This window comes from Nocardia concava NBRC 100430 (assembly GCF_000308815.1).
GTDB classification, from domain to species: domain Bacteria; phylum Actinomycetota; class Actinomycetes; order Mycobacteriales; family Mycobacteriaceae; genus Nocardia; species Nocardia concava.
The window spans coordinates 1-13,815 of record NZ_BAFX01000004.1; the positions used below are offsets into that span (position 1 = coordinate 1).

At 68.1% G+C, this 13,815-nt stretch carries 17 protein-coding genes and 3 tRNA genes; 11 read left to right on the forward strand and 9 right to left on the reverse strand.

Annotated elements, in window-relative coordinates; translation table 11 throughout:
- The first annotated feature begins 255 nt into the window (after positions 1-255).
- The 5 genes from ON43_RS00905 (at position 256) to ON43_RS00925 (ending at position 2,983) form a co-directional block, all read left to right on the forward strand.
- Positions 256-948, forward strand: coding sequence for a dienelactone hydrolase family protein (locus tag ON43_RS00905; protein ID WP_040802444.1), 693 nt, complete (start codon positions 256-258; stop codon positions 946-948).
- 88 nt (positions 949-1,036) lie between these two features.
- Positions 1,037-1,126, forward strand: a tRNA-Ser gene (locus ON43_RS00910).
- Positions 1,127-1,164: 38 nt separating this feature from the next.
- A tRNA-Arg gene (locus ON43_RS00915) sits at positions 1,165-1,237 on the forward strand.
- A 246-nt stretch (positions 1,238-1,483) separates the two neighbouring features.
- Entirely contained in the window at positions 1,484-2,221 is a 738-nt protein-coding gene (locus ON43_RS00920) for an MmyB family transcriptional regulator (RefSeq protein ID WP_040802445.1), read from the forward strand.
- 90 nt (positions 2,222-2,311) lie between these two features.
- Positions 2,312-2,983, forward strand: coding sequence for a hypothetical protein (locus tag ON43_RS00925; protein WP_040802448.1), 672 nt, complete (start codon positions 2,312-2,314; stop codon positions 2,981-2,983).
- Between the two features lie 14 nt (positions 2,984-2,997).
- Here ON43_RS00925 and ON43_RS00930 read toward each other — a convergent pair whose 3' ends face one another.
- From ON43_RS00930 to ON43_RS00945, 4 genes are all read right to left on the reverse strand, one after another.
- Entirely contained in the window at positions 2,998-3,714 is a 717-nt protein-coding gene (locus tag ON43_RS00930) for a maleylpyruvate isomerase family mycothiol-dependent enzyme (RefSeq protein ID WP_051177733.1), read from the reverse strand.
- 27 nt (positions 3,715-3,741) lie between these two features.
- Positions 3,742-4,500 carry a DUF998 domain-containing protein gene (locus tag ON43_RS00935; protein ID WP_083913068.1) on the reverse strand — a complete coding sequence of 253 codons (759 nt, stop codon included), beginning with the start codon at positions 4,498-4,500 and terminating at the stop codon, positions 3,742-3,744.
- Between the two features lie 123 nt (positions 4,501-4,623).
- Positions 4,624-5,043 carry a very short patch repair endonuclease gene (locus ON43_RS00940; protein WP_040802449.1) on the reverse strand — a complete coding sequence of 140 codons (420 nt, stop codon included), beginning with the start codon at positions 5,041-5,043 and terminating at the stop codon, positions 4,624-4,626.
- Between the two features lie 93 nt (positions 5,044-5,136).
- Positions 5,137-6,279, reverse strand: a complete 1,143-nt coding sequence (locus ON43_RS00945; RefSeq protein ID WP_040802451.1) for a DNA cytosine methyltransferase — start codon at positions 6,277-6,279, stop codon at positions 5,137-5,139.
- A gap of 274 nt (positions 6,280-6,553) precedes the next feature.
- Here ON43_RS00945 and ON43_RS00950 point away from each other — a divergent pair, with 274 nt between their 5' ends.
- Positions 6,554-7,156, forward strand: a complete 603-nt coding sequence (locus ON43_RS00950) for a putative glycolipid-binding domain-containing protein (protein ID WP_083913070.1) — start codon at positions 6,554-6,556, stop codon at positions 7,154-7,156.
- Between the two features lie 9 nt (positions 7,157-7,165).
- On the opposite strand, the gene ON43_RS00955 is transcribed toward ON43_RS00950, so the two are convergent.
- The gene (locus ON43_RS00955) at positions 7,166-8,116 is read right to left on the reverse strand and encodes a prephenate dehydrogenase (protein ID WP_040802454.1); all 951 of its coding nucleotides are present in this window, start codon (positions 8,114-8,116) and stop codon (positions 7,166-7,168) included.
- A gap of 58 nt (positions 8,117-8,174) precedes the next feature.
- On the opposite strand from ON43_RS00955, the gene ON43_RS00960 reads away from it, so the two are divergent.
- From ON43_RS00960 to ON43_RS00975, 4 genes are all read left to right on the forward strand, one after another.
- Positions 8,175-8,714 (forward strand): tRNA adenosine deaminase-associated protein, encoded by a 540-nt coding sequence (locus ON43_RS00960; RefSeq protein ID WP_040802456.1) that lies wholly within the window; start codon positions 8,175-8,177, stop codon positions 8,712-8,714.
- Positions 8,715-8,749: 35 nt separating this feature from the next.
- The gene (locus tag ON43_RS00965) at positions 8,750-9,187 is read left to right on the forward strand and encodes a nucleoside deaminase (protein ID WP_040802548.1); all 438 of its coding nucleotides are present in this window, start codon (positions 8,750-8,752) and stop codon (positions 9,185-9,187) included.
- A 55-nt stretch (positions 9,188-9,242) separates the two neighbouring features.
- Positions 9,243-9,330: transfer RNA gene (locus ON43_RS00970), tRNA-Ser, on the forward strand.
- A gap of 163 nt (positions 9,331-9,493) precedes the next feature.
- Positions 9,494-9,982 carry a hypothetical protein gene (locus ON43_RS00975; RefSeq protein WP_040802458.1) on the forward strand — a complete coding sequence of 163 codons (489 nt, stop codon included), beginning with the start codon at positions 9,494-9,496 and terminating at the stop codon, positions 9,980-9,982.
- Here the strand turns inward: ON43_RS00975 and ON43_RS00980 are convergent.
- From ON43_RS00980 to ON43_RS00985, 3 genes are all read right to left on the reverse strand, one after another.
- Positions 9,967-10,263 (reverse strand): hypothetical protein, encoded by a 297-nt coding sequence (locus tag ON43_RS00980; protein ID WP_174416432.1) that lies wholly within the window; start codon positions 10,261-10,263, stop codon positions 9,967-9,969. The two genes, ON43_RS00975 and ON43_RS00980, sit on opposite strands and share 16 nt — an antisense overlap.
- A gap of 125 nt (positions 10,264-10,388) precedes the next feature.
- Positions 10,389-10,601 (reverse strand): hypothetical protein, encoded by a 213-nt coding sequence (locus tag ON43_RS44545; RefSeq protein WP_157513861.1) that lies wholly within the window; start codon positions 10,599-10,601, stop codon positions 10,389-10,391.
- A gap of 162 nt (positions 10,602-10,763) precedes the next feature.
- Positions 10,764-11,330 (reverse strand): TetR/AcrR family transcriptional regulator, encoded by a 567-nt coding sequence (locus ON43_RS00985; RefSeq protein ID WP_051177735.1) that lies wholly within the window; start codon positions 11,328-11,330, stop codon positions 10,764-10,766.
- Between the two features lie 90 nt (positions 11,331-11,420).
- On the opposite strand from ON43_RS00985, the gene ON43_RS00990 reads away from it, so the two are divergent.
- Entirely contained in the window at positions 11,421-12,530 is a 1,110-nt protein-coding gene (locus ON43_RS00990; RefSeq protein WP_218003184.1) for an FAD-dependent monooxygenase, read from the forward strand.
- Here the strand turns inward: ON43_RS00990 and ON43_RS00995 are convergent, their stop codons facing one another.
- The gene (locus ON43_RS00995; RefSeq protein ID WP_040802462.1) at positions 12,531-13,733 is read right to left on the reverse strand and encodes an FAD-dependent monooxygenase; all 1,203 of its coding nucleotides are present in this window, start codon (positions 13,731-13,733) and stop codon (positions 12,531-12,533) included.
- Between the last annotated feature and the right edge of the window lie 82 nt (positions 13,734-13,815).

Here is a 13,815-nt window from a genome sequence, read left to right on the forward strand (position 1 = left end):
ACTGGCCAGCTTCACCGCGCCGGGGTGGGTCTTCCCGGCGACGTACGCCGGGATGGCATCGAGGTCCGGGCGAATGTGCGCACTCACCCCTATACCCTAAGTCCCGTTCGTCCGGGGCCGCCCGGGGGTGGCGGCGCACCGGCCCGCCGCGGGTTGCCCGGTTTGCTCGAATGCCGCTCGGCCGGAATATCTCCGGAAGATCGGACCCCCGGAAAGATTTATCCCGTTTTTACCTAGCGCAACTACAGTGGCCCTATGTCGGGCATCTATCGAGAACACGCCCCTGTGCACGACACGACCACGGTCCCGCTCACCGTGCTCGAACCCGAGGGACACGCCCGCGGCGGCATCGTGGTGTTGCACGAATCACGCGAATTCACCGAGCCATTGCTGGAACTCATGCACGCGCTCGCCGCGGACGGCTGGACCGTCCTGGCCCCGGACCTCTTCCACCGACCCGTCAACGGCGCCGATCCGGACCGCGTCTTCGGCGACGACCTCTTCGCCGACTTCGACGCCTGCTTCGACTGGCTCACCGCGCACGGCGTCTTCCGCGACTGCATCGGCGTGCTCGGCTTCGACTCCGCGGGCACCGCCGCCGCCCTGGTCGCCACCAACCGCCGCGTCGGCGCGGCGGTCAGTGTCGCCGCCCCCGGCATCGAGGCGCCCCTCACCCCGCAGGCCATCGCCCTGCTCGCCGCCGCCCCCGCCCTGCAGGCGCCCTGGCTCGGCCTCTTCGGCGAGGACGACCCCCTCACCCCGCCCGACCAGGTCGCCCGCCTGCGCGACGCCGCCGCCCGCGCCGATGTCGCCACCCTCGTCGTCACCTACCCGGGACTGCACCACCGCCCCGACCACCCCGGCTTCGACCCCACCGCCCTCGACGACGCCTCCGTCCTCGACGCCCAGACCAGAATCTACGAATGGTTCGACTCGCACCTACGCTGACCAGCCGATTTGGCCTATTGGTCACCCGCTGTGTAATCTTCTGTCCCGGCGGTTCGAAAGGAACCGGCGCCCTCGAAGAGGGGCACCAGGAGGCGTGCCAGAGCGGCCGAATGGGACTCACTGCTAATGAGTTGTCCCTTCACGGGGACCGGAGGTTCAAATCCTCTCGCCTCCGCCACCACTCGGTACGCCGGGTGTACACATTTGAATAAGCTTGCGCCCGTAGCTCAACGGATAGAGCATCTGACTACGGATCAGAAGGTTGGGAGTTCGAGTCTCTCCGGGCGCGCAATACAAGAGCCTCACACCGAACGGTGTGGGGCTCTTGGCTTTTCGGGGGATGCTGGCTTTCGGAGGGGTGCGTGGTGGGTTGATGCGCACCCCTCCGGCGCATCAACAACCCGGGCAAGCGGGCTCCAGCACTGGTCAAGGGTCGTTTCCCGGTGTGGGAAAGTCAATACATCGGTGTCGCACCAGAGGTGCGAGTCCGGTGCGGATGCGAGCCGGACGGGCGGAACGAGGAGGCGGAAGGTCGATGGCCAAAGGGCAACTGGCCGTATTCATCCGGTCGCGGCGGGATGCGCTCGGCATGACGCAGGCGCAACTGGCCGCGAGTACCGGGTGGTCCAAGTCCGCCGTCGAGAAGGTGGAGGCGGGAACCCTGACGCCCAGCCTGGAATTCGCGGGCGCACTGTTCGACGCCCTGGGGATCCCGTACATCTATCGGGAACGCATCGTGGCGGCGCTCTATCCGGGTGCGCTGGACCGCGTGCTGGGCCCCTCGCCCGCCCTGCCCGACGCGGACGCCCTCGCCGACCTCGAGGACCTGCCCTATCCGGCCGCGTACCTCGCCCTGCCCGAAGGCGACGTGCTGGGCGTCAACACCGCATGGGAGGCCCTGTTCCCCGGGCTCGAGGCGAAGTCGAACGTCTTCGGCTACTTGTTCACCGATCCGGAGTCCGAACGGGTCTTCGCGGACTGGAATCAGGTGGCACACGGATTCGTCTACGGCCTGCGCACGATGGGCCCGATCTCGGTCGCCGAGTCCGTCCTGAACGAGATCGTCGAGCGCTGCCGGGTGCACCCGGAGTTCGACCGGATGTACACAACGGACCCGGACGGCCCGGCCACCCTGCAACCCGTGCTGCGAGTAGCCGACCCCACTACCGGTGCCGTCCGCAAGCTGCACATCAAGATCGACAAACCCCACCTCCCGCACAGCTCCTGGGTCACCTACCGCCTCGTCCCGGTGCGGCGAACGGATCGAGATTAGCGGTTGTTGGTGCGGCCAACATTAGATATATTGGATCTACCAACATTGGTGTCGCCAACATTAGGCGGCAACCACGGGTAGGAGATTCCAATGAGTACCGTTCCCACTCCTCGAGCCGAGCGCGTTCTGATCGTCGGCCGCAGCCCGAGCGTCCTTCTCGAAGCGGTCGAAATCCTGCGCGGCAGAGGGTATGACGCCAATGCCACGAACCAGTTCGACGATGTCCTCGACGATTACGACGTGACGGCCATCGATGTCCTCACCTTCGGCGGGATGGTTCCCGCGGACACCAAGCAGTACTTGCGCGAGGAGGTGACGAAGCTGAATCCCGCGGTGACCGTTGTCCAGGGACTCGCGGGGATGGCGGGGCTGATCGCGGCACAGGTCGAGGCAGTCACCGCGATCGACACGCAGGCGGAGGTCGCCTACGACAGCACGAAACGATCGGTGCTGATCACGCTCACCCGAGCGGCTCATGTCACCGTCGAGACGTGGTGGGGGACATCGTTCCAGCCTCCGGAGCCGAAGAGTGCGTCGGCGGTGGTGTTCGACGGCGAACTCGAACCCGGCCATCACACGATCGCGATGCCGGACGACCTTCCGTCCGTAGCGTCCTTCGCGGCCGCGCGGATCGACGACGCGGTCCATGTGTTCACGGTCGGGGCGATGCCTGCGGCCGTCACTCAGCTGGCGCCGGCCACGGCGACGGATCGGCGGCTTCCCGAGGTCGCGAAGGTGCTGACGCACACCGAACTGCGATGAGCCTTCGGCCCCGACTACTTCCAGGCGGCGAGGTCGGGGAGGTCGCCGGTGAGGTCGGTGCCCGGGGAGCGGCCGATGAGCCAGGCGGCGAGAGATGCGGCGGTGCCGGAGATTTCGGCGGTCGGCGTGCCGACGGTGCCGGAGTAGCCGGTGTCGGTGGCCGTCACCGTGAATCCCGCATTGTCGACCGGTTTCACCTCGGTGAGGGATTGGGCGAGCAGGCGGGCGGTGAATTCCGGGGACCACTCGGCGGGGGTGTAGCCGATATCGAGGTCCACGTGGTGGATTTCGACCTCGAGCAGGCGCATCCACGGGATACGCGTGGCAGGGATTTCGCCGCCCTGCCGATTGCGGACGAGGGTGGCCCAGCGGTCGGCGGGCATGACGCGGGCGAGGGCGAGCCAGCGTTCGGCAGACGCGGTGAGGTCCTCGAGCTGTTCGCGCAGCGGGCGGGGAGCGCCGGCCTCGATATCGGCCTCGCGGAGGAATTGGCTTGCGTACTGCGGGGTTTCGATACCGGTGCGGGCCCACAGCAGCAGGTTGACCAGGCTGTCGGCATTGCGGGACAGGTGGGCCAGGACGTGGCCGCGGGTCCAGCCGGGGAGCAGCGAGGGCTCGACCAGGTCGGCGTCGGTCAGGGCGGCCACCGCCGGGAGCAGCCGCGCCGTCGCGGCGGCGACGGTGTCGAGCAGGGCGGTGGTCTCGGCGAGTTGCGCGGCGTCGCTGGTCACGATTCCGACCCTAGTGCGTCGGGGCGGTCAGCCGCCGGACGATGTCGCCTTGCGGCGGCGAGCCGGGGCGCCGGAATCCCGTTCGGCGACAACGATTTGCACGGCCAGCGCGATCAGCCACAGCGACATGGCCCCGACCTGGATGCGTTGCGCGATGCCGAGTCCGTAGTTGCCGGGCAGGTTGTCGGCGATCAGCATCCACGCCGTCACCACGGAGCCGACGATCAGAATCCACAGGCCGGTGTGCCGCAGAATCGGCCAGCGCCGGTACTTGAACGCCGCCACCGTGAACGCGATCATCGCGATGTAGATGGAGAACACCGCCAGCGTGCTGGTGAGCGCGTGAATCTGGTGCAGCTGCGGGAAAAGCCCGGTATCCACATACCGTTTCGGCCCGTCCGGATCCTCGGGCACGATCGGCCACTGCGCGTCCGCGATGGTGGAGGCGCCGAAGCAGGCCAGCGCCACCCAGCCGATGGTCGAGTACAGCCGCCGCGAGAACAGCAGCAGCCCGCCCAGTCCCGCCACCACCAGCAGCGAACCCGAGACGGTGTCGCCGGTGGTGAACACCCAGCGGAAGGGCGCGCCCTTCTCGGCGAGCTGGCTGAGGAACGTATTGGTGGGATTGCTGTGGATCGGCAGGATGAATTCCAGAACCCAGGACGAATAGCCGAGTCCGGCGACCGCGATCAAGATCGCGATGAACCAGCGCAGGATCCGACGCCATCGCGGCTGGAGCGGTACCGCCCTCGGCGCCGCCTCGGCTAGTTTCTGCTCGGTTGGCATCACCGCGCTCGCTTTCGCTGGCCCTCGCTCACCCAAGTGACTGCGCTGCCCGCAGTCGATCTGTCCGGACTGGTCGGCTGGTCCGGTCGTAGGACCATTGTCTCCCATCCGCGGACGGTGCTGTCACACCCCGCGTGCCAGCACCCGCATCACCAGGTCGGCCGCCGATTCCGCGCCCTCGTGTTCCCACACCCGGATCACGGTCCAGCCCGCCGCCGCCAGCCGGGCGTCGGTATCGCGGTCCCGCGCCACATTCCCCGCCAGCTTCTCTGCCCACCACTCGGCATTGTTCTTCGGATGCGTCGCGTGCTCGGGGCAGCTGTGCCAGAAGCACCCGTCCACATAGACAGCCACCTTCCGACGCGGGAACACGATGTCGGCCCGCCGCCGCAGCCCGGGCAGCGGAGCCCTGTCCACGAAGAACCTCGAACCGCGCCGATGCAATTCCCGCCGCAGGGCCAATTCCGGTTTCGTCCCCACCCGCCGCTGTTTGGCCATGCGCGCGCTGGTCGCCGCGTCGGTGCCCGGCCGTCCGGCGGTCATCGGGTCCGGTCCGCCCGAATCCGGGCCGCTACCACGGGAAATCTCACGCGGCCATCCTCGTCGCGGTGCGCGCGGCCGGCAAGGTTCCCAGCCTCACGCGGCTTCGCTCGGAGCGCCTCCCATGCGCTCGAGGTGATTGGCCACATCGTCGAGGAAGCCCTCCGGGAAGCGCAGTGAACCCATCGCCGTGCGGCGCAGGAATCCGGCGGTCGCGCGCGCCGACAGCAGCCGGGAGTCGTCGAGGAACCAGCGCAGATCCTCGTAGGGCGCGTGAACGGGCCAGGTGGACACCGGAACCCGATGCACCTCCCCGCGATGCCCCCAGGCGGCCGTCGGCCAGCTGCGCCGGGTCAGCGGTTCGCCCTCCGGGTACGGATCGTCGGCCGGTTCGGTGATGCGCTCGGCGATCCAGGACGCCATGCGCACACTCACCGCATTGCCGACCAGCTTCCAGCGATGCCCCCGCCGGACCCCCGGCACCGCCAAAGCCGGTGTGGTCCAATCCCGATCGAAGCCCTGCAACCGCTCGCAGTCGGTGATGCCGGGCGTGACCAGCTCGCCCGAGGGCAGCCGCACGGCGGGCGGGCTCGCGATGCCCAGGCCGGAACCGCCCTTCAGGGTCGGCACCGCGTTCACCGCCCAACCGAGCCCACGAGTGCCCTCGGTCCAGTAGAAGCCGCACGGATCGTGCGCCGGATCGCCCACTTCGCGCGGCCCCGCATCCGCCCCGAACAGCACCGGCCGGGGATCCTCGGTGCGCGAGGCCAGCATCAGCACCCGCTCCCGCCGCTGCGGCAGGCCGAACGCGCGCGCGTCGACCACCCGGTAGGCCCAGGTGTAGCCGAGTTCGCCGAGCGCCCCGGTGATGTGCCGCATGGCCGCCCCGCCCCCGAGCTGCAGCATGAACGGCACATTCTCGATGAGCAGCCAGCGCGGCCCCTTCTTGCGCTTGACCAGCCGGAACACCTCATCCACCAAACCCGAACGGGCCCCGGTGATTCCGGCCGTGCGCCCGGCCTGCGACAGGTCCTGGCAGGGGAATCCCGCCGCCACCAGCTCCGTTCCGGACGGCAGCGCGCGCAGCTTGGTCACATCGGAATGCAGTGGCACGTCCGGGAAGTGCGCGGCCAGCACCGCCTGCGCCCCGGTGTCGATCTCACACAGCAGTTCGCTGCGCCACCCGTGCGCCGCGAGCCCGAGCTCCAGTCCGCCGATGCCGGCGAACAGGCCGACCATCCGCGCGCCCGTCACAACAGTCCCTTTCACCCCGGAGTCCCCGTGCCTCGAGCAGGTTACTCGAGTCGCCGCACCCCCATCGTGATCAACACTGTTCCACAGCCCGCCTCCAGAGCCGTCCGCTATCACCAGGTCGGTTGATCACCATGCGATGGCGTGGGAAAACGCCGAGAAGCGGCCCGCACCATTGCATGTTGATCACGATGTCCGGCGCGGGGAGTGATACCGGCCGGGGAGCGCGGGGGTGCGGGGTGGGGGAACTACGGTGATAGGGGTGACGGATAACGGGAGTGAGGACGCCAAGCCGGGTGCGCCGCGGTGGCCGGCCATTCTCACCTGGCGGGCGCACAACGCGTCGCGGATGGAGTCGGTGCGGGTGGTGCTGAGCGGCAACCGGATTCGTGCCGCGGGCCGCATCATCGCCGGTGACTGCGAGGACCATCCCGCCTTCAGCGCCTCCTACGACCTGGTCACCGACGAGGCCGGGGTGACCAAGCGTCTGTCGCTGCGCAGCACCCTCGCCACCGGCGAACGCCACGCCTCCATCGCCCGCGACGAGGAGAACTACTGGCTCATCGACGCCGGAAACACCCACGTGCGCTCCACCTTCGGCGGCGCGCTGGATGTCGACGTGGTGCTGAGCCCCTTCTTCAACACCCTCCCGATCCGCCGCTACGGCCTGGCCCACGCCAGCGAGGACGTCCAGGTCCCGGTCGTCTACGTCCGCCTCCCGGACCTGCTGGTCCAGGAGGCCTCCCTCACCTACAGCAGCGGGCCGGACGGCATCCACGTCCTCTCGCCCGTCTCCTCGGCCACCGTCACGGTCGACGAGGACGGTTTCCTGCTCGACTACCCGGGCCTGGCCGAACGCATCTGACCGCCCGGCTCAGTCCAGGGAGGTGATGACGCCGCCCGCCCGGCCCGCGTCGATCAGCTTGGTCAGCCAGTTGTGGTCGCCGGGACGGACATCGGTGATGGCCCAGCGGGTGTTGTCGTCGTAATCGGTGCGGGCGTCGTGTCCGGCCTCGACGAGTTCGGTGATGGTGCCGTTGGCGCGGAGGCTGTCGCGGGCCTCGGTGAGCACCTCGAGCGTGTCGTCCAGAACGTCCAGCAGCGCGGCCGCATTGGGTTCGCAGATGGCGCGGACCAGGTCCGGAGCGGTGGCGGCGACGCGGGTGCCGTCGCGGAACGAGCCCGCCGCCAGGCCGAGCGCCAGCGGGCCGCCGTTGGCGCCCTCGATGGCGAGGGCCTCGGCCAATACGTGGGGTAGGTGGGAGATGCGCGCGACCGCGCGGTCGTGCTCCACCGCCAGCACCGGCACCACCACCGCGCCGCAGTCCAGCGCCAGCTGCGCGACACGCCGGAAGGGGTCGGCGTGCACGCCGGGATCCACGCTGACCGCCCAGGCCGCGTCCTTGAACAGGTCGGGAGCCGATGCCGCCCAACCGGATTCATTGGTCCCGGCCATCGGGTGGCCGCCGACGTAGTGCGCGGTCAGCTCGTTGCGCTGCACGGCCGCGGCGACCGGGGCCTTCACGCTCACCACGTCGGTGAGCACGCAGCCGGGGGCGAAGGTCTTCACATCGGAGAGCACCGCGTCGATGGCGGGCATGGGCACGCCGACCACGATCAGCGCGTCGCGTCCGGCGGCCCGGGTGAGCACCGCCTCGACATCGCTGATCACGTCGTATCCGTCCATCCGGGCGGCCTTCGCGCCGACCTCGGACCGGTTGTAGCCGAACGCCTCGTACCCCGCCGCGGCGGCGGCGCGCAGCACCGATCCGCCGATCAAACCGGTACCCAGGACGCACACAGCTGGTTTCGGAGAGCCCGTCATGCGATCAGATTCGCATACGACTTCAACATTTCCCCCGAAGCGGACTACCGTTGCGGCCATGGCAGCACAGCGCTCGAGCACGAACAGGGCGGCGTCGGACGAGTTCGACGACGTGGAAGGGTTCGCAGTGGCGGTTGTCCGCGAGGAAGCCAACTGGAAAGTGACGCCCCTGAGCGAGGCGGCACTGTCCAGTCTGTCCGCAGCGGAGCACGAATTGCGTGCGCTGCGAAGTTCCGGCGCGACATTCGGCCTGCTCGACGTCGACGACGAGTTCTTCATCATCCTGCGCCCGGGCCCCACCGGCAGCCGAATCCTGCTGTCGGACGCCACGGCCGCCATCGACTACGACATCGCGGCCGATGTGCTGGAGGAACTCAATATCGAGATTCCCGACATCGATCCCGACGAACTCGACGACATCGAGCCCTGGGAGGAGGGCGACCTCGGCGTGCTCGCCGATCTCGGCCTGCCCGAACCGGTGCTGGCCGTCATCCTCGCCGAGACCGACCTGTACCCGGACGAGCAGCTCGGCATGATCGCCCAGCGCCTCGGCTTCGCCAACGAGTTCTCCGCGGTCCTGGACAAGCTCCCGCGTTGATCGGCTCGCTCGCCTCCCACGCCTCCGACGAGGCGATGATGCGGGCCGCCATCGACGCGGCGCGGGCCGCCGACCCGCGCGACGTCCCCGTCGGTGCGGTCGTCTTCGACGCCGAGGGCCGCGAGCTGGCGCGCGCCGCCAATGCCCGTGAGGCCCTGGGCGATCCGACCGCCCACGCGGAAGTCCTGGCCCTGCGCGCCGCCGCCCAGGTGATGGGCGACGGCTGGCGGCTGGAAGGCGCGACCCTCGCCGTCACCCTCGAGCCCTGCACCATGTGCGCGGGCGCCCTCGTCCTGTCCCGCGTGGGCCGCCTCGTGTTCGGCGCCTGGGAGCCCAAGACCGGCGCCGTCGGCTCCCTCTGGGACGTCGTCCGTGACCGACGTCTCAATCACCGCCCCCAGGTCCGGGCCGGCGTCCTCGAACCCGAATGCGCCTCCCTCCTGGACGTTTTCTTCAAATCCCAGCGCCCCTGACCCCCTTCTCCAGGCGATTTCAGGATCACCGGGGTGCTCAGGTAAAGTCACCTGCGGTGGCGTGTCCGAGCGGCCTAAGGAGCACGCCTCGAAAGCGTGTGAGGGGTAACCCCCCTCCGAGGGTTCAAATCCCTCCGCCACCGCTGAGGAGCCCCTCACCTGTTCCGACAGGTGAGGGGCTCTTTCTATTTCCTGGAAGCCCGGAAGTAGCTCTTTATCCGAACGAAAAGGATTGGTTAAGGGGCACTTTCGAGGATTGCTTGCGACGCAGCACTTTCCGCGCGAGCGAGCAGCCAGGAGACCCCCATGTCGTACCCGCACCACCAGCAAGGTCGTCCGGCCTGCAGCCCGTTTCCGGCACCCACACCGCCTCCGCCCAGCGCCGCCGGAATCGTCGCCGCCCTGTTCGCACTGGGTCTCGGTGGGCTCGCCACCCTGGGTACCTTGCTGGGCTACTGGACGTGGTGGCACTTCTCCGCCGATATTCGCGAGATGGTCGGGACCGAGTCGTGGATGGTCTGGCGTCCGCTGGCGGCCCTGCTGCTGGTAACCGGCGGCATCCTGCTCCTGCGCCGTCTGACCGTAGGCCGCGCACTGGTGATCACCGGCATCGTCGCGCAGTCCATCGAGACGATCAGCGTCTGGCGCGAATATCCGGCCCGCGACCTCGAATCGCTCATCTGGATGCTGGGCGTCGTCGGCTTCTACCTGACCGTCGTCATCCTGGCCGCCCACCCCTCCACCACCCGCTGGATCCGAACCCGCGAATATCCCGCCACTCAGGCGATTTCGTAGTGCAAGACCTTGTCGGTCCGCTCCAACAGGAACCGATCGTCCTCCGGGTAGTAAACGGCCTTCTCGATATCGGCCCCCGCAAACCCCTCGATGGCCGCGTACGACTCCCAGAAGCTCAGCGTGACAACCTCGGCCCGCTCCCCATCGACCCGGGTCAGCATCCAAGCCCCCCGATTCCCCGGAGTCTGCTTGTACTCCTTGATCCCGGTGTCCTCGATGTACCTGACGTACTCGTCGACATCGGTCGCGCGGATCACCCCGCGCCAGATACGAGCGATCATCTCGGGATAATAGGCCCGAACAACAACTGCCCCAGCCCGTTTGGTGTGGAGCAGTTGGGTTTACGCATGCATACTCCCGGCCGGTGCGGGTGAGTTGGTCGGAGGCGTGGGCGCGGCGTGAGCTGTTAGGGCCAGCACCAGTTCAGGGTGGCGGAGCCGGGGGTTGGGATGTGGACGCAGATGTTGATGGTGATGTAGGGAGCGTCCACGTTCGAGAGGGTGGGCTGGGCGGGGGATGGGGTTGCAGGATCGGTTGCTGAGGCGGAGGGGGGTGCCAGGGCGAGAAGAGGGATGGCCAGTGCGGCGACCGCTGTCGTGCGGGCGATTCCTGCGCGCATTTGATCAACTCCCTGAGGTTTCGCGAGCGTGATGACATAGGGGGCGGGGCGTGAAAAGGGTTGTGGGTATTCACGGTAACGGCGGAATGATGGATAGCTGAGAGGTTTCTGGGGCACCGTTCAGTGGGGGCACTCGGTGGTGCCCGCACTGTGATCGGGCGGTCAGGTGTGCAGGCCGCGAAGGAGGAGGTCGAGGACTCGGTTGACGGCGGTGGGGTAGGGCTCGTTGGGGGCGGCGTAGATCTGGAGGGTCATCAGGCGGCCGATGTCGGCGGGGGTGACGTCGGGGCGGAGGGTGCCGTCGGTGTGGGCCTGGGTGGTGAGGCGGTCTATGCGGTCGGTGATGGTGGTGCGGATTTCGGTGAGGGCTGGGTCGGCTTTGATGTCGGCGTGGAGGGTGGGTTCGATGGCGGATGCCGTTGCGCCCAGGCGGAGTTCGGCGCATTCGCGGAGTAGGCGGGCGAGGGCCTGCCAGGCGTCGGGGGATTCGCGTTCGGCGGTGGCGGCCAGGTCGGAGAGGGCCGAGAGGTAGGAGTGGGCGGCCGCGGTGATGAGGGCGCCGCGGTCGGGGAAGCGGCGGTAGAGGGTGCCTACGCCGACACCGGCGGCGTCGGCGATTTCCTTCATGGAGACGTTGACGCCCTGCTCCCGGAAGACCAGTTGGGCGGCGGCCAGGATCTGGTCGCGATTGCTGCGGGCGTCGGCTCTGAGCTCGGCCGTTGTCCTCACCTCCGATAAAAGTGGACGAAATTCTTCCGTTTACTGTACCTTGTTGGAAGTGGACGAAAATCGTCCACTTCCAACAAGAAGGTGATGACGATGAACAAGACGGTGTTGATCTCCGGAGGCGGGATCGGCGGCTCGACCGCCGCGTACTGGCTGGGGCGCAATGGATTCGACGTGACGGTGGTCGAGCGGGCTGCCGCGCAGCGGTCCAGTGGGAACCCGATCGACGTGAAGGGGCCCGCGGTCGATGTGGTCGAGGGCATGGGGGTGATGCCGAAACTGCGTGCGGCGGCCTCGACGGTGGATCGGATGAGATTCGTGGACACGGTCGGAAGGAAGCGGTCGGGCTTGCGGCTCAGCGCTTTTCAGGATGGAGCGGGTGACCGTGAGGTCGAGGTCGCTCGGGCGGACCTGGCCGCGATCCTGCTCGACGCGGCCCGGGAGCATGCCGAAATCCGCTGGGCCGATTCGATTTCCGGGGTCGCCCAGGACACGGACGGTGTGGATGTCACGTTCGAGAGCGGTGAATCCGCCCGCTACGACTACGTGATCGGGGCCGACGGTCTGCACTCGAATGTGCGGCGGCTGGTCTTCGGCGCGGAGTCGCAGTTCATCCGCCACATGGGCATGTACGCCGCGGCCCTGCCGGTCGAACGGGCCCTCGGCGACGAGCACGAAGTGGTCATGCTCAATCTGCCGGGCCGGGCCATCTCGGTGCACCCGACCAAGGGAAAAGCGGTGGCGGCCTTCATGTTCCGCCAACCGGCGGTGCCCGGATTCGATCACCGCGACCTCGCCCAGCACAAGGCCCTGGTGGCCGAAGCCTTCGCCGGAGACCTCGGCATCTTCGCCGATTACCTCGATCAGCTGAAGGCCGCCGACGACCTCTACTTCGACTCGGTGAGCCGAATCAGCCTGCCGAGCTGGTCATCCGGCCGCGTCGCCCTGCTCGGCGACGCCGGATCCTCCCTCTCGCTCTTCGGCGACGGCTCCACCCTCGCCATCGCGGGCGGCTACACCCTCGCCGAGGAACTCACCCGCACCCCCGATCACCCGGCCACCGCCCTCGCGACCTACGAACAGCGCCACCGCAAACTCGTCGAACCCAAGCAGCGCGGCTTCCGCGCCGCCACCGCCCTCATGGTCCCCGCCACCTCCGCGGGCATCGCGATCCGCAATACCGTCACCCGCTTCATGCGGTGATCAGTACGTCGGGAGGACGTAGTCCTGGGTCTGGTCGAGCATCTTCATCATGATCGGGCGGAAGAGCTTGGTGGTCATGAGCTTTCCGATGCGCTGCATCACCTTCAGGCCGAGCTTCGAGGTGGGGAGCATCATTTGGATGCCGCCGCCGGGGAGCTCCTTGGCCTTCTCGAGGAACGGGGTCACCTGCGCCTCGTACCGAGCCAGCGCGGCCGGGAGATCGCCTGGGGTGGCGGCGATTTCACCGGCCAGCAGGTACGCGCCGACGATGGCCATGGCGGTGCCCATGCCAGTCATCGGGGAGCCGCAGAATCCGGAGTCGCCGAGCAGGGTGACGCGGCCCTTGGACAGGGTCGGCATGTCGACGCGCACGAGTTCGTCGAAGTAGAAGTCGGGAGCGTGCTCCAGTTCGGCGAGCGCCTCCGGAACCACCCAGCCCGCGTCGGCGAGCATGTCGCGAATCAGCTTGTGCTGGGTGGGGATATCGCCGCGCAGCGCGGGAATCTGGTCGGTGCGCAGGGTGATGATCGCCTTCGAGGTGGTGGGATCGTAGTCGGGCCGGATGCCGAGCGAGGCGCGCGGCACCACCCGCATGGACAGCCAGTCCGGTTCCGCGACGGCCGGGGTGGGCACGGTGTAGAAGGACATGTAGCCGCCGAGGAAGGTGGTGAACTGCTCCTCGGGTCCGAACACCAGCTTGCGGGTCCGCGAGTGCACGCCGTCCGCGCCGATCACCAGGTCGTAGCGCTCGCTGCGTCCCGAGTCGAATCCGACGGTCACCCCGTCGGCGTCCTGGTCGATGGTCTCGATCCAGTCGCCGTAGCGGTAGTCGAGTTCGCCTGCGGTACCGGCGAGTTCGGTGAGCAGCACATCATTGAGGTCGCCGCGGCTGATCTCGATATCGGCGACCGGCCCCTTGCCGTCGAACATCTCCATGGACATGCGGTAGACCGGGCTGCCGTCGGTCTTGACGATGCTCATGCCTTTCTCGTGGAGCAGGCGCTTGTTGATGCCTTCCATCAGCCCCATGCGCTCGGCCACCTCGCGGCTGGGCCCGCGCAGATCCACGGCCTGTCCACCCGGTCGCGGGGCGGCGGCCCGCTCGACCACGGTGACGGCGATGCCCGCCCGAAGCAGTTGCAGCGCAACGGCGTTACCGGCGATGCCGCCGCCGGCGACGAGGATGTGGAGGTTGGTGCTCATTGATCTCTCCCGGTCTGATGAAGAACTTCCGTCTAAGACATATGTCTAACAGAGTCTGAAACAAATGTCTAGAACAGATGTC